Origin of the sequence: Nonomuraea zeae (assembly GCF_005889725.1) — a bacterium.
GTDB lineage: Bacteria > Actinomycetota > Actinomycetes > Streptosporangiales > Streptosporangiaceae > Nonomuraea > Nonomuraea zeae.
This window is the reverse complement of sequence record NZ_VCKX01000136.1, coordinates 13,202-31,702: the sequence shown is the minus strand read 5'-3', so window position 1 is coordinate 31,702 and position 18,501 is coordinate 13,202. Positions and strand designations below refer to the sequence as shown.

The following is an 18,501-nucleotide window of genomic DNA, read 5'->3' as shown; positions in this document are numbered from 1 at the left end:
GCGGTGGCGGTGTCTATGGTGTCGGCGGCGGGCCGCTCGGCGCGCAGCAGGCGCAGGTGGCGCTCGCGGAGGGCGGTGCCCGGGTCGGCGCCGAGCACGCCGGCCAGGGTCTCGCGGACCCGCTCGTACAGGGCCAGGGCCTCGGCCTGGCGCCCCTGGGCGGCGAGCGCGTCCATGAGCAGCGCGACCGCCCGCTCGTGGACGGGCTGCTCGGCGAGCAGGGCGGTCAAGCGGGCGGCGGCCTCGCCGGCACGGCCCAGGGACAGCTCGGCGACGGCCAGATCGGCGACGGCCTCGACCGAGGCGTAGGCCAGCCGGGTCGCGGCGGCGGGCGCGACCGCGGCGACGACCGCGGGCTCGGCGCCGGGACGGTCGCCCCACAGCTCCACCGCCTCGCCGAGCACGGCCGCCGCGGCGTTCGGGTCGCCTGCGCGCAGGCGGTCACGGCCGGCGGCGGCGAGCTGCTCGAACCGCAGCGCGTCCACGTCGGCCACGTCCACCTCCAGCCGGTAGCCGCCGGCGACCTGCGCGACGTCGCCGGCCGAGCCGAGGGTCCGGCGCAGCCGCGAGACGAGGGTCTGCAGGGCGTGGGCGGGGCCGGCCGGCGGGTCCTCGGCCCAGATCGCGTCGACCAGGACGCCCTGCTCGACCGCGCGCCCGCCGGCCAGCGCCAGCCGTACGAGCAGGCCGCGCAACCGCGCACCAGGAACGGGCAGGGCGGCGTCGCCGCGAGACGCCCGAAAGGCGCCGAGCAGCGTGACGCGAAGCCGCGCATCCCCGTCCATCTCACAATCTTCGCGTGCGCCCCCTTAAGACCCCAAATCAGGGCATGCCCTGGCTTTCCCCCTGCTCACGAGCGCCACCCTCTAGCCGTCACGCCTGACGCGCAGCGCAGAAAGGGCCATGGGTGCCCCGGCTCATGGATGCCCTGTGCGAGCGCCGTGTGTGCCCCGTGTGAGCGGCCCCCCTCAGGCTTTGCGTGCCTGAGGCCGACGGCCTCTCCACGACCATCACCGACAACGGAGGCAACCGATGACCCCGACGAACGGCAGCGACGCCGGCTACCGGGCCCTGGCGGACTCCATAGACCTGTCGCTCTTCGGGTGAGCTGCCCGAATCATCGCTGACCGTTGAAGAAAGAGGAATTCACGTGCATGACGTAGTGATCGTGGGCGCCGGCCCGGTCGGTCTGTTCCTTGCCTGTGAGCTCGGTCTCGCGGGCTGCTCCGTCCTGGTGCTGGAGCGGGAGCCGGAGGCCCGCTCACCGTGGCGGGCGCACCCGCTCGGGATGCGGGGCCTGTCCGCCGCGTCGGTCGAGGCGTTCTACCGTCGCGGGATGCTGGCCCCGCTGCTGGCGGCCTCGGGCGTGCACGGCGATCCGGGCGCGGGCGCCGACGCGGACGAGCCACCACGCCCGCGCAGCGTGGGCCACTTCGCCGGCATGATGCTCGACCCGGCCAAGGTCGAGGTCGCCGCCCTGCCGTTCCGGCTGCCCAGCCCGGCGCAGGAGGGCGTGATGACCAGCCTCGAAACGGTCGAGGCGGTGCTGTCCGAGCGGGCAGCCACGCTCGGTGTGGAGGTCAGGCGCGGCGTCACGGTCTCGGCTCTCACCCAGGACGACGAGCGCGTGGTCCTGCGCGCCGGCGCGCATGAGTACGCGGCGCGCTGGGCCGTCGGCTGCGACGGCGGACGCAGCGCGGTGCGCGGGCTCGCGGGCTTCGACTTCGTCGGCACCGAGCCGCAGTTCACCGGCTACACCGCGCTGGTCACCATCGACGATCCCGGGAAGCTGAGCACCGGGTTCAACCTGACGCCGACCGGCATGTACATCCGGATGCCCGCGGAAGGGCACATCGGCATGATGGAATTCGACGGCGGCGCGTACGATCGCTCGCGGCAGCCGACCCGCGACCATCTCCAGACGGTTCTGCGCCGCGTGTCCGGCACCGACGTGACGCTGAGCGAGGTCCATCTCGCCTCCAGCTTCACCGACCGGGCGAAGCAGACGACGACCTACCGGAAGGGCCGCGTCCTGCTCGCGGGCGACGCCGCGCACATCCATTCCCCCCTTGGCGGGCAGGGGCTCAACACCGGCATCGGCGACGCCATGAACCTGGGCTGGAAGCTCGCGGCGACCTCGCACGGGCACGCGCCGGAGGGGCTGCTGGACACCTACACCCGCGAGCGCCATCCGATCGGCGCCTGGGTGCTCGACTGGACGCGCGCCCAGGCGGCGGTCATGAGGCCGGACCCGCACGCGCAGGCCGTCCAAGGGCTGATCCGCGATCTGTTCGCGACCCGTGACGGGACGACCTATGCCTTCGGCAGGATCTCGGGATCGTCGATCCGCTACGACCTCGGCGACGAGCGGCCCCTGGTCGGCCGCAACGCCCCGGACCTGCGCCTGGAGGACGGCACCCGCCTCGGCGACCTGATGCGGGACGGACGCGGCGTCGCGCTCGATCTCAGCGCCGGCCGACGCTTGCGCGGCTCGGCGCTGGGCTGGGGGAGCCGGGTCCGGTATGCGGCCGGGCAGGCGAGGAACGACCTCGGGCTGGGTGCCGTGCTGGTCCGGCCCGACGGCGTGGTCGCCTGGGCAGGTGATCGCGAGCCTGATCGTGACGCGTTCGAGCGGGCGGCCGGCCGCTGGTTCGGCAGTCCGGCGAGCTGAGGTGGCGCATGGCGGTTCACGCCAGGAGGGAGCGCCAGCGGTCGGCGGACTCGATCATGTCCAGGCTGACGTGTTCCAGGAACGCCGCCGTCTTGGACAGCCGTTGCCCCACGGGGCTGTCGAGCCCGAAGCTCTCGGCCGCCGCCATCGTGGCCCGTACGGTCTCGATGGTCTGCCGCCTGCTGATCACGACGGAGTGGTACCAGGCGTCGTTGTCGATCACGTAGATGTCGCGGCGACGGCGCGGATCGCGCTCGCGCCGGGCGTAACCGTGCTGGACCAGGTAGTTCACGGCCACAGAGACGGAGGCCGGGCTGACGTTCAGCCGGCGGGCCAGCTCGCCGGCGGTGCGCCTGCCGTCCTCGGACAGCATCAGGTCGTGGTGCACGCGCGCGGCTGTCCTCGGCATGCCCGATCTGACCGCCATCTCGATGATCTCCTGTTCCACCGTGCTGCCCGCCGGTGCGGCCGCGGGCGGCGGGGCCGGCGTGCCGCGCCGTGCCCGCTGGAGCGTCGCCTGGTGGGCCTGCTGGGGCCGGTAGCCGGTGGGGCCGCCGTTGCGGGCGACCTCCCGGGTGATCGTCGTGGTCGGCCGGTCGAGGCGCCTGGCGATCTCGGCGTAGGAGAGTCCGTCGGCGAGCCCGGCCGCGATGCGCTGCCGGTCCTGCTGGTTCAGTCGTCGTCCTGGCATGCCGTCAGTGTTGCCTTCGCCGCCACCCATTGCAACTCTTCGTTGCTTTTGAGTGCAGCGTCATTGCAGCAATTTACCGCCGTCTACCTGCATAAATGCATTTCCGTGGATTGACTCGACTCTGAATGCAACGTAGCTTTCGACTGGCGCAAGACACGTACTATCGCAAAGCGAGGAATGATCATGAGTGAGTCCGTCCACACCGTGCAGGACCGCCCGGAGCTGCAGCAGGCCGTCGAGGAGTTCGTCGATGCCGGTTTCGCCGGGATGCAGCTGCGTGTGCGCGATGAGCGGGGCGAATGGGCCGGCACCGCCGGGGTGCGCAAGCTGGGCGAGGATGCCAAGCCGCAGGTGAACGGGCGGTTCCGGATCGGCAGCAGCACCAAGACCTTCACCGCGACCCTGGTGCTGCAGCTGGTGGCCGAGGGCAAGATCGAGCTGGACAGCCCGGCGGACGACCACCTGCCCCACTTCGGCCTGGACCGGCGGATCACGGTGCGGATGCTGCTGCAGCACACCAGCGGGGTGTACAACCACACGGGCGAGCTCGACCCCGACGGGACGTTCGTGCCGGGCCTCCCCTCGGTGGGCCAGGAGTGGGTGGACAACCGGTTCCACACCTACCAGCCGGAGGAGCTGGTGCGGTTCGCGTTGTCCAAGCCGGCGCGGTTCGAGCCGGGGACCGGCCAGGGCTACTCCAACACCAACTACGTGCTGGCCCAGCTGCTGGTCGAGGCGGTCACCGGCCGCTCCTACGCCGAGGAGATCCAGCGGCTGATCCTGGGGCCGCTCGGGCTGTCGGACACCGTGGCGCCGGGCGCCCAGGCGGACATCCCCGGGCCGCACGCCCACGGCTACTACCGCTACGAGGACGCCGGCCAGTGGAAGGTGGCCGACGTCACCCGCCAGAACCCCTCCCTGCTGCCCGGCACCGGTGACCTGATCTCGACCACCCAGGACCTTCAGACGTTCATCTCCGCGCTGATGGCCGGCAAGCTCCTGCCGGCCCCGCTGCTGGCCGAGATGCGCACGCCGCACGGGATGCTCGGCTACGGCCTCGGGCTGTTCGTACAGGACCTGGGCCCCGACTCCGGCGGCGTCATCTTCCACCACAACGGCAGCACCCTGGGCTACGGGGCGCTGATGTACAGCACCCCCGACGGCAGCAAGACCCTCACCGCCTCGCTGACCAGCGGCGACGCCGACATCGACGTGATGGAGGTGTTCCCGAAGGCGCTGGCGAAGCTCGTGCAGGAGGTGTTCGGCGGCGGATCGGCCGACTAACCAGGGCCCGTACGCCGTGCAGGGCCACGCCGAGCCCGGCGTGGCCCAGATCAGACCACTTGGTACGGTGGCCCGGGTCGCGCCGCTCGGAGAGCGCGGGGGAGAGGGGTCAGGCGACGATGCAGGCGTCAGAGGTCTCGCGTGCGGTGGCCGCGGCCAGGTCGATCGCCTCATCACTTGACCTGGCAGCCGACGACGCGATCGTGCTGCATGACTCGAACAAGCTCACTCTGCGCCTGCTGCCTTGTGACGTCCTGGCCCGGGTGGCACCCGTGGCGCAGCAGATCGCACAGTTCGAGGTCGAGGTTGCTCAGCGGCTCGCCGAATCCGGCTGCCCGGTGGCTGCTCTCGAGCCTCGGGTGGAGCCGCGCGTCCACGAGCGTGACGGCTTCGTGGTCACGCTGTGGACCTACTACGAGCCCGTGACCTCTCAAGAGGTCTCACCGGCCGATTACGCCGGTGCGCTCGAGCGGCTGCACGCCGGCATGCGCCGGCTCGATGTCCCGACGCCGCACTTCACGGATCGGATCGAGCAGGCTCAGCAACTCGTGGCGGACCGCGACCGCACCCCGGAGCTCGCCGACGCCGACCGGGAGCTGCTCGCCGGCACGCTACGCGACCTGAGACGGGCGATCGGCGGGCGCGGCGGCGCCGAGCAGCTGCTGCACGGCGAGCCGCACCCGGGCAACGTGCTCAACACGAAGAACGGGCTGCTGTTCATAGATTTCGAGACGTGTTGCCGCGGGCCGATCGAATTCGACCTCGCCCATGCGCCCGAAGAAGCCGGCGAGCATTATCCGGGCGTCGATCAGGACTTGCTGCGCGAGTGCCGGATCCTCATGCTGGCGATGATCACGGCGTGGCGCTGGGATCGAGCCGACCAACTCCCGAACGGCCGCCAGCTGGGGATGGAGTGGCTCGGCCAGATCCGAGCATCCAGCTGAGCAGGTGGCGGTGCCGTTGGGAGGCTGGATCGAGTGCCACAGGGGGGGACTGCCGTGAGCACGTACCACACGCACCTCAGCCTAAACGATCATCACCGGACGTCGTGGGCCAGCTCGGCGGCGGTGCGGAGCAGGGCGGGCACGTCCGCGGCCGGATCGTCGCGGACCACCGCGACGTCGAGCCCGCTGCCCGCGAGCCGCGCCAGATAGCGGGCCGCGTCGGCGCGGGAGCCGGCGGCGGTGAACAGCGCCAGCACATCGTCGTCGACCAGGTCCACGCGCGGCGCGCCGTCGCGCCACCCCTGCCGGAACGCCGTGCAGAGCTCGGGGTCGAGCCCCGCCGTCCGGGTGATCTCGTGGTCGCCGTGCACGCCCAGGTACGTCGCCACGCCGAGCCGGGCGCGATCGCGCGCGGCCGCCGGATCCCCGTCGGACACCGACAGGCCGAGGTACGCCGAGAGCTCGACACCGGCCCCGACCCGTTCCCGGACCGACGCGACGTACGGCGGTGCGGACAGGATCGACAGCAGCAGCCCGTCGGCCCGGCCCGCCGCCATCGCCATCGCCTTCGGCCCCTTGACCCCCAGCACGATCGGGGGACCGGTCCGCGGCGGCGTGAAGGCGAGCGTCGCGTCCACGGTGAAGTGCTCGCCCGTGAACCGCACGGGCTCGCCGGTCATCATCGCGCGGATCACGTCCACGGCCTCGGCGAGCCGCCCGATCGGCCGGTCGAACGGGATCCCGAGCTGGTCGGTCATCCACCGCGAATTGCTCGCACCGAGCCCGAGCAGGGACCGCCCGCCGCTGATCTCCTCAAGCGTGGCGAACTCCATGGCGATGACCGCGGGATGCCGGGTGAACGGGTTCACCACACCGATGCCGACCTTGATCCGCTCGGTCGCGGCCGCGATGGCGCCGGCGAGGGTGAACGCGCCGCGCTCGCAGTAGTCCTCCGTGACCCAGACCGTCTCGTATCCCGCGGCCTCGGCCGCGCGCGCGATCTGCACGGCGGAGGACGCCGTACGGTGACCGGAGATCGAGAACGCGAGCCTCACCGCAGCGCCCGGTCCAGCGCGGACGGCGTGGGCTCGATCACCGGCACGCCGGGCAGCGTGGCCGCCGTGGCGCCGACGTCCTTCAGCCCCGTCGAGGTGCCGATCAGCACGGCCGTCGCGTCCGCGGCGACCGCACCCTGCGCGACCAGCTCCTCCAGGGCCACCAGCGTGGTGATCGAGGACGCCTCGAGGTAGAGCCCCGCCTCGGTGCCGAACCGTCGCTGGGCATCGAGGATCCGTTCGTCGTCCGGCACGGCGACGGCGTGTCCCGAGGTGGCGCGCAGCGCGGCCAGCCCCTGGTACGTGCCGAACGGCGAGGCGATCGAGAACGCCACCGAGGGCGCGGCCGGAACCGGTCCCGCGACCTCGGCGCCGCGGGCGAGCGCGTCCCGGTGCGGACCGAACGGCTCGGCCGCGACCAGCCGGGGCAGCCGGTCCGTGACGCCGAGCGCGACCAGGTCGGCGAAGCCGCGCCAGATCCCGGTCAGGCCGTCGGCGTACGCCACCGGCACCACGACGTACTCGGGAACCCGGCCGAGGTCGGCGACGATCTCGTAGGCGATGGTCTTGTAACCGTCCAGCCCGTAGCTGATCGAGCCCACGGGCGGGCTGGCGTGGCCGGACATCGGCAGCCAGCCGCGCTCCTCCGTCAGCCGGCGCATCAGCACCCAGCGGTCGGGCGCGCGGTCCAGGGCCACCACGTCGGCGCCGAACACCTGCATCAGCGTCTTCATGGTGCTCGGCACGGAGGCGACGGTGAGGACCACGCACTTCAGGCCGGCCCGGGCCGCGTACGCCGCGACCGCCGCGCCGTGGTTGCCGGTGCTGGCCACCACGACCGCCTCCACGCCCAGCTCGACGGCCTTGGTCATCGCGACGGCCGCGAGCCGGTCCTTGTACGACCAGGTCGGATTGCGCGTCTCATCCTTGACGTAGACCGCGCCGAGGCCGAGGCGCTCGGCCGTCGCCGGCAGCCCGACGAGCGGGGTCCCGCCCTCGCCCAGGCTCACCGCGGCCGTGTCGTCGCGGAGCGGGAGCAACGCCCGGTGCCGGAACAGGCCAGGCTGGCTGTCGTCGGCCGGGACCGCGCCGAGCGCCGGGATCTCGTAGTCGGTGACCAGGTTCGCCGGTACGCCGTCGTGCTCGCACGACGGGCAGCCGCGGCCGAGCAGCTCGACGCTGGGGTCGGGGTAGTGCCGCTCGCAGCGCAGGCAGCTGAGCCGGCTCAGGTAGTGCTTGGTCACGCGTCCACCACCAGCAGCTCGCGGGGCGACTCGATGAACCGCTCGACGCCGTCCTCGGTCACCACCAGCGTGTCCTCGACCATCATCCCGCCCCACCCGATCTCGTAGTACGGCGTCTCGAAGCAGAAGGTCATCCCGGGCTCGACCGGCGTGCCGGCACCGGGCGCGACGATCGGCGGCTCGTAAACCGAGGTGCCGATGCCGTGCCCGCAGTGCTGGCGGCGGTAGTGGCCGATGCCGCCGCGCCGGACCGAGTCCATGGCCACGTCGAACAGCTCCTCGGCGGTGACGCCGGGCTTGGCCAGCGCGATCTGCTGGTCGAGGCCGTCGAGGATCGCGGCGTACCGGCTCGCCTGCGTCGCGTCCGGCTCGCCCAGCACCGCCGTACGGCCGATGTCGGACCAGTAGCCGGCGTACACGCAGCCCACGTCGAACCTCGCCAGCTCGCCGGGACGCCAGGCACGCTCGCCCGCGTGGGCGTCGGCGAGGGCGGAGCGCGGACCGGTCGTCGCGACCAGGAAGCGGGGCTCGGCGCCGCCGGCCACCATGACCTGGGCCACGATCCCGGCCAGCTCGCGCTCGGTGATCCCCGGTGCGGCCGCGTCGATCGCGGCCTGCACGCCGGCGAGCGCGAGCCGTGCCGCGTACCGCAGCAGCTCGACCTCGCCGGGCAACTTCACGCCCCGTACCGCGGCGACCCAGCCGGCGGCGTCGGCCGCGCCGGGCAGCTCCACGGTGGCCAGGCTCTCGACCCCGAAGCGGAGCCCGCCGCCCACGGCCTCGACCACGGCCTTGACCACGGTGGCGAGCGCGGAGGCCAGGTCCGGGTGCCGATCGGCCATCTCGGCGAGCGGGGAGCCCGTGGCCGTCTCGAAGTAGAAGCGGCCGAACGGCACCAGGCGGTCCTCCGGGAGGCCCAGGTCGGCGGCCGGTGCGGTGTCGGCGGCCGGGCAGACCAGCCAGAGGTCGTCCGCGGTCACCACCGCCGCCATCGCGTGGGCGCGGAACAGCGGCGCCGCCACGGCCCGGTACCCGGTGGCGTAGAAGACGCTCTCCGGGGTGGTGAGCACCACGGCCTCGAAGGGCGCGCCGGCCAGTGCGGAGCGCAGCCGCCGCAGCCGCTGTGCCGCCAGCTCGGCCTGGTCGACGGCCGGGGCGCCGAGCGTCCCCGTCGCACGCCCGGTCACATGATCACCTCACTGAACTCGCTCATCGCGTCGATGGTCTCCTCCACGGTGTTGGCGGCGAACAGCAGCCCGGCGAGGGTGTCGACGCCCGCCGCGCGGTACGCCTCCACCCGCTCGCGGACGCTCTCCGGCGTGCCGATCAGGTTGCGGGTCGCCAGGTCCTCGACGCCCTGGTCCTTCAGCGTGGTCTTCGACAGCGAGACCATGTGGTTGTGCAGCTGCGAGGCCCGGAACTTCTCCCACGCCTGCTCCATGGTCGGCGCCACGCACACCGCGAGCTGCAGGGCGACCTCGAAACCGGCCGGCAGGCCGCCGCGGGCCTCCTCGGCCTGGGCGCGGAGGTCGGCGACGCCCTTGGCGACCTCCTCCGGGGTGAGGCAGGCCGGCAGCCAGCCGTCGCCGTACAGCGCGGCCCTGGTCCGCGAGGCCGGCGCGTTTCCGCCCGACAGGATCGGCAGCGTCGAAACCGGTTTGGGGTAGGACTCCACGTCCTCGAACGACACCCAGGCGCCGTGGTAGCTGGCCCGGCGCTCGGTGAACAGCGCCTTGAGCGCCTGGATCGCCTCGGCCGCGTGCTCGCCCCGGTTCAGCTTGGCGCCGGGGTTCATCGCGGTGAACTCCTCGCGGTACGCGCCGATCCCGACGCCGAGCACGGCACGCCCGCCGGACAGCCGGTCCAGCGTCGCGGCCTGCTTGGCGGCCACCACCGGGTTGCGGAACGGCAGCACCATGATCGCGGTGGCCAGCCGGATCCGCTCGGTGACGGCCGCGACGTAGCTGAGGTACCCGAACGGGTCGTAGTAGCGGGGCGGCTCGGCGAACTCCTCCCGCACGTACGCCTGGGTCGTCACGTGGTCGTTGCCCCAGACCGAGTCGAAGCCCAGCCGCTCGGCCTCGAGCGCGAGCCGGACCGCCTGGTCGATGTCGGCGTACGGCACCGGGTACATCAGACCCTCGGTGCCGGTCGGCACGCCGAGTCCGAACTTCATGATGCGTCTCCAATCTGCAGGGCGGGCGCGCCCGTGCGGCGCTTGACCAGGACCACGCCCCACCCGAGTACCGCGTAGATCACGAAACCGAACACCAGACCCTCGATCGGATCGGCGAGCAGCACGTCGGTGAACTTCGACAGGACGGCGGCGGCCAGCCACGCGACCAGCGCCTCGACTCGTACCGCGGGTGCGCTCCGCAGCAGCTCACGGCCGGAGCTGTGGCGCGCCAGCACCCAGAAGTGGGCGATCAGCACGCCCGCGAACGGCGGTGCGACCAGCCCGATGATGGTCAGGAACGTCAGGAACGAGCCCGCCAGCCCGGAGAACGCCACGGCGATCGCGATCAGGATGGACACGACGTTCCACACCGGCTTGCGCAGCCGCAGCCGGATGGCGGTCGACGCGTTGGTGAACGCCAGCGAGGCCGAGTACAGGTTGTTGTCCGCGGTGTTCCACAGCGCGAGCACCAGCATCACCGCGGCCGGCGCCAGCAGCCCGAGACCCTGCATGACGAGCACGAAGTTGCTGTTGCCGACCTTCATCGCCGAGACCGTGGCGATCGTCTCGAACACCCCGGCGCCGACGATGAACCCGCAGAAGCTCGAGATCAGCACGTCGCGCGGGCGCTTCGCGTACCTGGCCACGTCACCGACGAGCGCGGCGCCGGTGACCCAGGTCGCGATCACCGCTCCGACCGCGGTGGCGAACCCGATCGGGACCACCGGCGCGTGCTGGAGTACCTCGGCGAAGCCGCCGTCCCCGCCGCCGATCTTGAACAGTGCCACCAGCGCGATGGCGATCTCGATGGGTACCGCGATCGCCGAGAACCGGGCCAGGCCCTTGATCCCGAAGATCGACGTGGACGTGATCGCGATCGCGAAGGCGAGCACGAACGCCCACGGGGGCACGGCCGGGATGAGCTTGCTGACCGCGCCGCCCCAGGTGTCCATGAGTACGCCGATGAAGCCCATCGCGATGACACCGAGCATCAGTGACACCAGTGCCGCGCCGTGCCGGCCGAAGACCGCCCTGGCCGCCAGATAGCTGGACAGACCCGTGCGGTAGCCGACGAGCCCGACCAGCACGGCGACGATCGCCAGCACGAGGTTGCCGACCACGATCGCGGCCATCCCCTCGCCGAACGTCGTGCCGCCGCCGACGACGCCGCCCACCAGGAAGCTGCTGACGCTGATGTTCCAGCCGATCTGGATGATGATCATCTGCAGCAGGGACTTGCGACGGTCTGTCGGCACCGGTTCGAGCGCGTGATCGTCGAGATCGGTGGCCAGCGTGCTCTGCTCCGCTGTTTGTGTGGTCATCGCATCTCCCATGCCCGTATTGTGCTGTTCCATAGTCGGACAGCCGCTCGTCGCCTCACCACGTGGGATGCTGGGAATCTGAAAGGCGGTCCCTTGTGGATTTCACACAACGAGCCCGGATCCTCCTCACTCAGCTCGAAGACATCGCGGCGTCGCGGGTGGCCGCGGTCTGGGAGCAGCTGCCCGGCTACGACGACGCGCGGATGGACGTCGCCGATCTGGCCGACGTGGTCGCCAGGAACGTGCGGACGCTGATCATGGCCGTGGCCGAACGCCGCACCCTCCAGGGGGAGGAGCTGGCGCCCGCGGCCGCGCTCGGCGAACGGCGCGCGATCCAGGGCGTGCCGGTGGAGGGCGTGGTCGCGTCCTGGCACGCCGCCGAGCGCGACCTGCTCGAACGATTCGCCGCGGCCGGCCCCCCGCTGGACACCATCGGCCTGATGGATCTCTCGCGCCGGCTGGCCGCGGTCACCGACGCCATGATCGAGGCGACCCTGGACGCGTACCGGGCGACCCGGACCGAGTCGGCCGGCCACCTCGACCAGATCGCCACCGACCTGGTGTCCCGGCTGGCCGGCGGGGAGCCGCTCGACCCCGCCGACGTCGAGGAACGCGCGCGGCTGGTCGGCGTGCAGGCGCAGCAGCCGCACCGTGGGGTGGCGATCGACCTGCCCGGGGGAGCGTCACCGCTCGCGCTCGCCGGTGCCCGGCGCATCATCGTGGACGCGATCCGGCCACGGCTGCGCAGCCGGCTGCTCGTCGGGGGCATGGGCTCCGCGCTGCTGCTCGTGCTGGCCGACATCGACGGGATCGGGGACCTGCTCGGGCGCGCGGCGGTACGGCCCGGCCTGCCGGCGGGGCTCGTCATCGGCCTGGGGCAGCCGCGGCCGCGACTGGGCGAGGTGGGCGCCTCGTGCCGGGAGGCGCTGTCCGCCCTGGAGGCCGGGCTGCGGATGAAGGCTGACCGGGCGGTCGTCCCGTTCGAGCGGGTCATCCCCGAGGTGCTGCTGATCGGCAACCCGCTGGATGCCACCCGGCTCACCGAGACGATCCTCGGCCCGCTGCGGACCAGCCCGGCCCTGGTGACGACTCTGCGGGTGCATCTCGCCAACGGGCTGTCCACGCGCGCCACCGCCCACCAGCTGTCGGTCCACGAGAACACCGTCAGCTACCGGCTGCGCCGCATCCTGCAGCTCCTGAACGCCGAGCAGCCGGCCGACCTGGTGCGCCCGGACATCCTGCTCGCCCTGCGGGCCGACGAACTCATGATCACCGAGTCGGCCGACGCGCCGCCTCGCTGCTGACCCCCGTGGCTCACCGGTAGGCGCTGGCCTGCAGCGTGTAGAGGTCGGCGTAGAGGCCGTCGAGCGCGAGCAGCGTTTCGTGATCACCCTGCTCGACGACCTCGCCGTGCTCCAGGACGTAGATGCGGTCGGCGTGGCGCACGCTGGCCAGGCGGTGGGTGATGAGCAGGACGGTCCGGCCGTCGGCGTGGGTGCGAATCCGCTCGAAGAGGGCGTGCTCCGCGCGGGCGTCGAGGGCCGCGGTCGGCTCGTCGCAGATGAGCAGGTCGGCGTCGCGGTGGAAGCCGCGGGCCACGGCGATGCGCTGCCACTGGCCGCCGGACAGCTCGTGGCCGTCCTTGAAACGGCGATCCAGCAGGGTGCGGTAGCCATGGGGTAAGGCGTCCACGACCTTGTCGGCCCCGGCGACGGCGGCGGCCGACAGCAGGGCGGGCTCGCCCTTGTCGGTGCCCATGGTGATGTTGTAGCGGGCGGTGAGCGGCCAGCGGGTGTGGTCCTGGGCGATCACGGCGGTGCGGGTGCGCAGGTCCTCCGGGCTGACCTGGCGCAGGTCGGTGGCGTCCCAGCGGACGGTGCCCGTGTCCGGCTCGTACAGGCCGGCGAGGATCTTGGACAGGGTGGTCTTGCCCGAGCCGTTCTCACCGACGAAGGCGACGATCTCGCCGCGCTTGATCTCGACGGACACCCCGCGCAGGGCCGGCTCCTCCGCCCCCGGATAGGTGAAGGTGAGGCTGTCGGCGGTGATGCGGTCGAAGCCCTCGGGCGCGGGCAGCGGGCGCGGCGGGATCAGGCGACCCTCGGCGTCGGCGCAGAACCGCAGGAAGTCGGTGAAATAGAGCCCCTGCTCGTAGAGGCTGTTGACGGTGAACATCAGGCTGGACAGCGAGCTCTGGCTCGAACGGATGGCGAGGACGGCGGTGCCGGCCACGGCCAGGGGGATCGCGCCGAGCACCAGCAGCAGGCCGAGCGCGACGTAGACCACGGCGCTGCCGATGCCGCCGAGGGCGTTGCCGGCGAGCCGGGTGAGCGTCTGCCGCCTGACCAGCTTCAGCATCTCCTCCTGCTCGGCCCGGGCCACCGCGTCGTACACGCGCAGCAGGAAGCGCCGCATGGTGAACGCGCGCACCTCGGCGGCGGGATCGCGGTCGGCCAGCAGCTCGGCGAGTATCCACTTGCGGCGGCGGGCCGGGCCGAGCCCGTACACGGTGGAGTAACGCTGGCGCGCGCTGCGGACCGCGGCCCACGCGTCGGGCAGCACGGCCAGCAGGAGCAGCGGGATCAGCACCGGATGCAGGACGCCGAGCACGCCGACCGCCGCCGCGAGGCTGATGAGGGACGTGACCACGTCGACGGCCGCGGACACCACCCAGCTCGCGACGCCCGAGGCGCGGCCCCTGGCGCGTTCGAGGCCGTTGTGGAACTCGGGGTCGTCGAAGGCGACCAGCTCGACCCGGCTGGTCACGGTGTAGAGCCGCTCCTCGGAGGCGCGCTCGATCTGCGGGCTGAGCCGCGCCTCGGCCCAGCCGGCGCCCGCCTGCAGCAGCGTACGGACCACCGCGGCGGCGCCGACCAGGACCAGGCTGGGCAGCGCGGCCAGCACCCGGTCGGGCGTCGGCCCCTCGCTGAACAGCGCGGTCAGCACGCCGGTGGTGGCCAGCAGCCCGAACGCGGTGACGACCCCGCCGAGCAGGTTGAGCAGGACGGTGGTCACGGTGTCGCGCGGGCTGGCCTCCCAGGCCATGCCGAACGCCTGGACGATGAGTGCGGGCAGCCGCCGGGCGATGGCCAGGAATCCGGCCTCGGCCATGGTGGCGTGGTGGACGTGGTGGTCGGAGGGTGCGATCTCACCGAGTTCGAGGGGCTCATCGGGCATGAGGGGAGTGTGCCCACCGGGACCGACAATCGTCGGTCAGGCGGGCAGCCAGGAGGGCCACCAAGGCAGGACGCAGTCGCCCGGCGTGCCCTGGGTGGCCAGGTCGTACAGGGTCAGGGCGACCGGCCCGGCGGCCGAGACGGCGATGGTGAGCGCCAGCAGGAGGAGCTCCAGCCACAGGCGGCCGGCCAGGCGCGGCAGCCGGGCGAGCATCTGGAAGACCGGCGAGACGAGCGCCGACACCACCGAGACAACCGGAAAGAGGACGAGGCGGCTCACCATCCACAGGGATCCGGCGAAGTTCTCTCCCGAGCTCAGGTCACCGGCGCAGTAGACGTGCGCCCGAGCCACCAGGTGAATCTCGAAGAAGGTTCCGAGGGTCGCGAACGAGAGGGCGATGATCACGGGGAATGCGCAGCCGAAAGCCCAGCGGAGGTCGCCGGCTTCCGTCGGATGGCTTCTCTGCTTGATCACCGCGCCATCAAAGCAGGCCGGTGTGCTCCTGATGCGTAGCCGATGTCGAGATCCGGTGCAGGGTGGGCGACCCTGCCATGGGACGGCACGACGTTTCGGGCGGTGTCCGCGTGGGCGGCACGAGGAAGGCCCTCCGGCCGGACGCGTCCCGAGGCGTACCCGCGTCGGACCATCGGCGGAAAACCGTTTGAGCCTTCCTCCCGCGATCCCGTAGGTTGCCTGCGGCCCCGTCGTAGTGAGGACAGAGGACAAGACCGCGTGACCCCGCCTGCTCTCCAGACCTGACACGTTCTTCCGCTCACCTTCAAGCCGGCCTTGCCGCCGGCTCCGCCGGGCTGCCCTTGCGCGCCCGGTCGTACAGCGATTGAGGCCGCGCGTAATCGGCCTCGTGTCAGGTCTAGAGAGATCATGTCTTCACAACCTCATACTGTGCTGCCCTGGGTCGTTCGCCGTACCAGGCTGCCGCTGCTGTCGTTGCGGTGCGTGGGCTGCCCGTCGGAGTCGGCCACCACCGGCGAGGGCAGGTTCCGCGTCAACGCCAACGGCAAGCTGCTGGACGTGTGGCTGCTGGTCCGCTGCGTGTCCTGCGACCGGACCAGCAAGCTCACCGTGCACGAGCGGACGCCCGTCAGGTCACTCGATCCGGCCGAGCTCGGCGGCTATTACGCCAACGATCCGGAGCTGGTGGCGTCCAGGCTGCTGGATCCGCTGTTCGCCCGGCGCAACCGCTTCACCCTGGACTGGAAGGGGGCCTGGCGGCTGGACGCCCCACCGGCCTGGCTCGACGGGGCGATGCCGGTCCAGGTGGCGGTCCGCTTCGAGGATCCGGTGCCGGTACGCCCGGAGCGGCTCATCGCGCAGGGGCTCGGCCTCAGCAGGAACGAGGTGCTGCGCCGGGTCAAGTGCGACAGTCCGCTGCGCCGCACGACGAGCGCCGGGTTCACCTTCACCGTGATGCCCGGGGACTAGCGGGGCGCCGGCCATGCCCCGGCCACGACGGCCGGGGCATGGCGAGCATCATGGCCGGGCCGGCTCCAGGGCGGCGGGCGAAGGCGTGGCGAGCAGGTCGCGGACGGCGTCGCCGATGAAGGCGGCGTCCGCCGGATTGCCGCCGCCCCCAGTGAGGTGGCCCCAGATGCCGGGGATGGGGCGTACCCGGCCATGAGGGATGTGGCGGGCGGCGCGGACCTCGTCCTCCGGCGGGAAGTACAGGTCCTTCTCGGCGGGCAGGGCGAGGACCTCGGCCCGGATGGAGCCGAGTGCGCGTTCGATGTCGCCCCCCAGCCCGGGCGTGGCCGAGACGTCGGCGTCCTGCCAGGTACGGAGCATGGCGAGGAGGTCGTTGGCGTCCTGGCCGATGAAGTTGGCCTCCCAGAAGCCGGTCAGGAACTCCTCCAGCGAGTCGAACCCGAGCTGCCGGTACGTCTCCTCCCAGTAGAAGGCCTGCGAGAATCCCCAGCCGGCGTACACGCGGGCGAACGCCCTGATCCCCGCCAGCGGCTGCGCCTTGTAGCGCCCGCCCTCGTAGGCGGCGTCGAGGGTGAGAGTGGCGCGCAGGCTCTCGATGAAGACCGCGTTGTGCGGCGACGTCCTCGGCGCCCCGCAGAACGGAAGCGCGCGCTCGACCATGCCGGGATGGCTGACCGCCCACTGGTAGGTCTGCAGGGCGCCCATCGAGCAGCCGAGCACGAGCGCCAGCCGCTCGATGCCGAAGTGCTCGGTGACCAGGCGGTGCTGCGCGCGGACGTTGTCGCGGATCGTGATGGCGGGGAAGTCCGCGGCGTCGTGGGGTGAGGGGGTGTTGGAGGGTGAGGAGGACACGCCGTTGCCGAAGAGGTTGGGCACGATGACGAAGTGCTCGCGCGGGTCGAGCGCCTTGCCCGGGCCGATGAGCCACTCGTTGGAGGTGTGGTCCCCGGCGAACCAGGTGGGGAAGAGCACGGCGTTCGTGCGGGTGCCGTTCAGCTCGCCATAGGTCTTGTAGGCCAGCCGGGCCGGGTCGAGGACGGCGCCCCCGTCGAGCTCGAAAGCCGGCAGTTCAAAGACGTCATGCATGGATATCTCCAGATGAAGTGCAAGATAGGGCGGTTCGGAAGAGTTGCTGTTCGTGTCCGGGCCGGCAGACGAGCTGGAGCCCGACCGGCAGGCCGTCCACCGTCCCCGCGGGAATGCTCAGCGCCGGCAGGCCCAGCACGTTCCACGGGCTGGTCAGCGCGAGCAGGGCCTCTCGGACGGTGACGAGCGTGCCGTCCACGTCGAGCTCCCTGCAGCCGAGTGGCGGGGCGGTGACGGGCACGGCCGGCAGCGCGAGCACGTCATGGTGCTCGAACAGCGCGCCGGCCGCGCCGGCCAGCCGGGTCCTGGTCTCCAGCGCGCGTACGTACCGCCACTGGGGGATCGCGGCGGCGGCCCGCAGGCGCTGCAGCACCTCCCCGTCGAACAGGGAGGGGTGCTTCGCCATGCGGTCCGCGTGCACGGCCACCACCTCGCGCCCCTGGATGGCGGTGAACGTCTCCTTCAGGTCGCCGGCGTCCTGCGCGGAGAGCCGGTGCTCGCGCACCGCGCCGGTGATGGACCCCAGGGCCTGGCGGGCGGCATGGACCACGCGCGGGTCGCAGGGGAAGAGGGCGGCGGGGTCGAGCCAGGTGACTCCCGGCCGGCCGGCCCGCGCGAGCCCGGGTGCTTCCCGGCCGGTGCCCGGCGCGGTGAGGGCACGGTAGGCGAGCAGGCAGTCCTGGCTCTGTCCCGCGAGCACGCCGACGTGGTCCAGGGATCGCGCCAGGGGGAACACGCCGTCGAGCGGGATCGCGCCGTAGGCCGGCTTGAAGCCGGCGATCCCGCACAGCGCCGCGGGGACGCGGGAGGAGCCGCCGGTGTCGGTGCCGAGCGCGAGCGGGACCATGCCCGCCGCCACGGCCACCGCGCTGCCCCCGCTGGACCCGCCCGACATGCGGGAGGCGTCGCGCGGGTTGAGCGAAGGGCCGGCCGCCGAGCGGTCGCCGGTCGGGCCGTACGCGAACTCATGGGTGGTGGTCTTGCCGACGACGACGGCTCCGGCCTGGCGCAGGCCGGTCACGCAGGCGGCGTCGGCGTCGGCGACGTGGCCGGCGAAGTGCCGCGAGCCCATGGTCGCGGGCAGGCCCGCGACCATGATGACGTCCTTCACCCCGGCGGGCAGGCCGTGCAGTGGCCCCCGGTCGATGCCGCGCGCCAGCTCCGCGTCGGCGTGGCCGGCCGCGGCCAGCGCGCCTTCCGCGTCGACGGTGACGAACGCGTTGAGCATGGGGTCCAGCGCCGCGACGGCGTCGAGCGCGTGCTTGGTGAGCTCCACCGACGTGGTACGCCCCGCGCGCAGGTCCTCCGCGAGCTCGGAGATCGTGCGGCCGGCGAAGTAGCCGCGCCGGCCGAGGTGCGGCCGCTCGCCAACGGCTCGGCCGGTTGGTGTGGGCATGAAGTCCTTCCT

Annotated in this window: 16 protein-coding genes; 5 read left to right on the top strand and 11 right to left on the bottom strand. The window is 72.3% G+C overall.

All coding sequences use genetic code 11. From position 1 onward, the window contains the following. On the bottom strand, window positions 1–785 hold a 785-nt coding region (locus ETD85_RS34955; protein WP_206058988.1), incomplete at its 3' end, for an AfsR/SARP family transcriptional regulator. Window positions 786–1,150: 365 nt separating this feature from the next. On the opposite strand from ETD85_RS34955, the gene ETD85_RS34950 reads away from it, so the two are divergent. Next, window positions 1,151–2,671, top strand: coding sequence for an FAD-dependent monooxygenase (locus tag ETD85_RS34950; protein WP_138694092.1), 1,521 nt, complete (start codon window positions 1,151–1,153; stop codon window positions 2,669–2,671). Between the two features lie 16 nt (window positions 2,672–2,687). Here ETD85_RS34950 and ETD85_RS34945 read toward each other — a convergent pair whose 3' ends face one another. Then, the gene (locus ETD85_RS34945) at window positions 2,688–3,362 is read right to left on the bottom strand and encodes a GbsR/MarR family transcriptional regulator (RefSeq protein ID WP_170246997.1); all 675 of its coding nucleotides are present in this window, start codon (window positions 3,360–3,362) and stop codon (window positions 2,688–2,690) included. Between the two features lie 183 nt (window positions 3,363–3,545). On the opposite strand from ETD85_RS34945, the gene ETD85_RS34940 reads away from it, so the two are divergent. Both ETD85_RS34940 and ETD85_RS34935 read left to right on the top strand, forming a co-directional pair. Then, complete coding sequence (locus ETD85_RS34940) at window positions 3,546–4,646, top strand: serine hydrolase domain-containing protein (RefSeq protein ID WP_138694091.1); 1,101 nt, start codon at window positions 3,546–3,548, stop codon at window positions 4,644–4,646. A 119-nt stretch (window positions 4,647–4,765) separates the two neighbouring features. After that, on the top strand, window positions 4,766–5,590 hold the full coding sequence (locus tag ETD85_RS34935) for a phosphotransferase enzyme family protein (protein ID WP_138694090.1): 825 nt from the start codon (window positions 4,766–4,768) through the stop codon (window positions 5,588–5,590). A gap of 92 nt (window positions 5,591–5,682) precedes the next feature. Here ETD85_RS34935 and ETD85_RS34930 read toward each other — a convergent pair whose 3' ends face one another. From ETD85_RS34930 to ETD85_RS34910, 5 genes are read right to left on the bottom strand one after another with little or no spacing between them, the layout of a single operon-like run. After that, window positions 5,683–6,645, bottom strand: coding sequence for an LLM class flavin-dependent oxidoreductase (locus ETD85_RS34930; RefSeq protein ID WP_138694089.1), 963 nt, complete (start codon window positions 6,643–6,645; stop codon window positions 5,683–5,685). Further along, the gene (locus ETD85_RS34925; RefSeq protein ID WP_206058987.1) at window positions 6,642–7,889 is read right to left on the bottom strand and encodes a threonine synthase; all 1,248 of its coding nucleotides are present in this window, start codon (window positions 7,887–7,889) and stop codon (window positions 6,642–6,644) included. The genes ETD85_RS34930 and ETD85_RS34925 overlap by 4 nt, the downstream gene beginning before the upstream one ends. Then, complete coding sequence (locus ETD85_RS34920; protein ID WP_138694088.1) at window positions 7,886–9,076, bottom strand: M24 family metallopeptidase; 1,191 nt, start codon at window positions 9,074–9,076, stop codon at window positions 7,886–7,888. Before ETD85_RS34920 ends, ETD85_RS34925 begins: the two co-directional genes overlap by 4 nt. Then, on the bottom strand, window positions 9,073–10,065 hold the full coding sequence (locus ETD85_RS34915; RefSeq protein WP_138694087.1) for an LLM class flavin-dependent oxidoreductase: 993 nt from the start codon (window positions 10,063–10,065) through the stop codon (window positions 9,073–9,075). Before ETD85_RS34915 ends, ETD85_RS34920 begins: the two co-directional genes overlap by 4 nt. Continuing rightward, window positions 10,062–11,387: a cytosine permease gene (locus ETD85_RS34910; RefSeq protein WP_170246996.1), complete on the bottom strand. Its 1,326-nt coding sequence runs from the start codon at window positions 11,385–11,387 to the stop codon at window positions 10,062–10,064. Before ETD85_RS34910 ends, ETD85_RS34915 begins: the two co-directional genes overlap by 4 nt. Before the next feature lie 95 nt (window positions 11,388–11,482). On the opposite strand from ETD85_RS34910, the gene ETD85_RS34905 reads away from it, so the two are divergent. Then, entirely contained in the window at window positions 11,483–12,691 is a 1,209-nt protein-coding gene (locus ETD85_RS34905) for a PucR family transcriptional regulator (RefSeq protein WP_138694085.1), read from the top strand. Between the two features lie 10 nt (window positions 12,692–12,701). On the opposite strand, the gene ETD85_RS34900 is transcribed toward ETD85_RS34905, so the two are convergent. Beyond that, on the bottom strand, window positions 12,702–14,564 hold the full coding sequence (locus ETD85_RS34900; protein ID WP_138694084.1) for an ABC transporter ATP-binding protein: 1,863 nt from the start codon (window positions 14,562–14,564) through the stop codon (window positions 12,702–12,704). 36 nt (window positions 14,565–14,600) lie between these two features. After that, complete coding sequence (locus tag ETD85_RS34895) at window positions 14,601–15,038, bottom strand: hypothetical protein (protein ID WP_138694083.1); 438 nt, start codon at window positions 15,036–15,038, stop codon at window positions 14,601–14,603. A 429-nt stretch (window positions 15,039–15,467) separates the two neighbouring features. Between ETD85_RS34895 and ETD85_RS34890 the strand changes: the two genes are divergently transcribed. Further along, window positions 15,468–16,007 carry a DUF1062 domain-containing protein gene (locus ETD85_RS34890; protein ID WP_240779625.1) on the top strand — a complete coding sequence of 180 codons (540 nt, stop codon included), beginning with the start codon at window positions 15,468–15,470 and terminating at the stop codon, window positions 16,005–16,007. A 48-nt stretch (window positions 16,008–16,055) separates the two neighbouring features. Here the strand turns inward: ETD85_RS34890 and ETD85_RS34885 are convergent, their stop codons facing one another. Next, entirely contained in the window at window positions 16,056–17,093 is a 1,038-nt protein-coding gene (locus ETD85_RS34885; RefSeq protein ID WP_138694081.1) for an alpha/beta fold hydrolase, read from the bottom strand. Continuing rightward, a complete protein-coding gene (locus ETD85_RS34880) occupies window positions 17,086–18,489 on the bottom strand; it encodes an amidase (RefSeq protein WP_138694080.1) in 1,404 nt (467 codons plus the stop codon). The genes ETD85_RS34885 and ETD85_RS34880 overlap by 8 nt, the downstream gene beginning before the upstream one ends. Between the last annotated feature and the right edge of the window lie 12 nt (window positions 18,490–18,501).

Coding starts and splice junctions, on each gene's coding strand:
- ETD85_RS34945 (WP_170246997.1), bottom strand. CDS start 3,362: ATGCCAGGACGACGACTGAACCAGCAGGACCGGCAGCGCATCGCGGCC.
- ETD85_RS34940 (WP_138694091.1), top strand. CDS start 3,546: ATGAGTGAGTCCGTCCACACCGTGCAGGACCGCCCGGAGCTGCAGCAG.
- ETD85_RS34935 (WP_138694090.1), top strand. CDS start 4,766: ATGCAGGCGTCAGAGGTCTCGCGTGCGGTGGCCGCGGCCAGGTCGATC.
- ETD85_RS34915 (WP_138694087.1), bottom strand. CDS start 10,065: ATGAAGTTCGGACTCGGCGTGCCGACCGGCACCGAGGGTCTGATGTAC.
- ETD85_RS34910 (WP_170246996.1), bottom strand. CDS start 11,387: ATGACCACACAAACAGCGGAGCAGAGCACGCTGGCCACCGATCTCGAC.
- ETD85_RS34900 (WP_138694084.1), bottom strand. CDS start 14,564: ATGCCCGATGAGCCCCTCGAACTCGGTGAGATCGCACCCTCCGACCAC.
- ETD85_RS34885 (WP_138694081.1), bottom strand. CDS start 17,093: ATGCATGACGTCTTTGAACTGCCGGCTTTCGAGCTCGACGGGGGCGCC.
- ETD85_RS34880 (WP_138694080.1), bottom strand. CDS start 18,489: ATGCCCACACCAACCGGCCGAGCCGTTGGCGAGCGGCCGCACCTCGGC.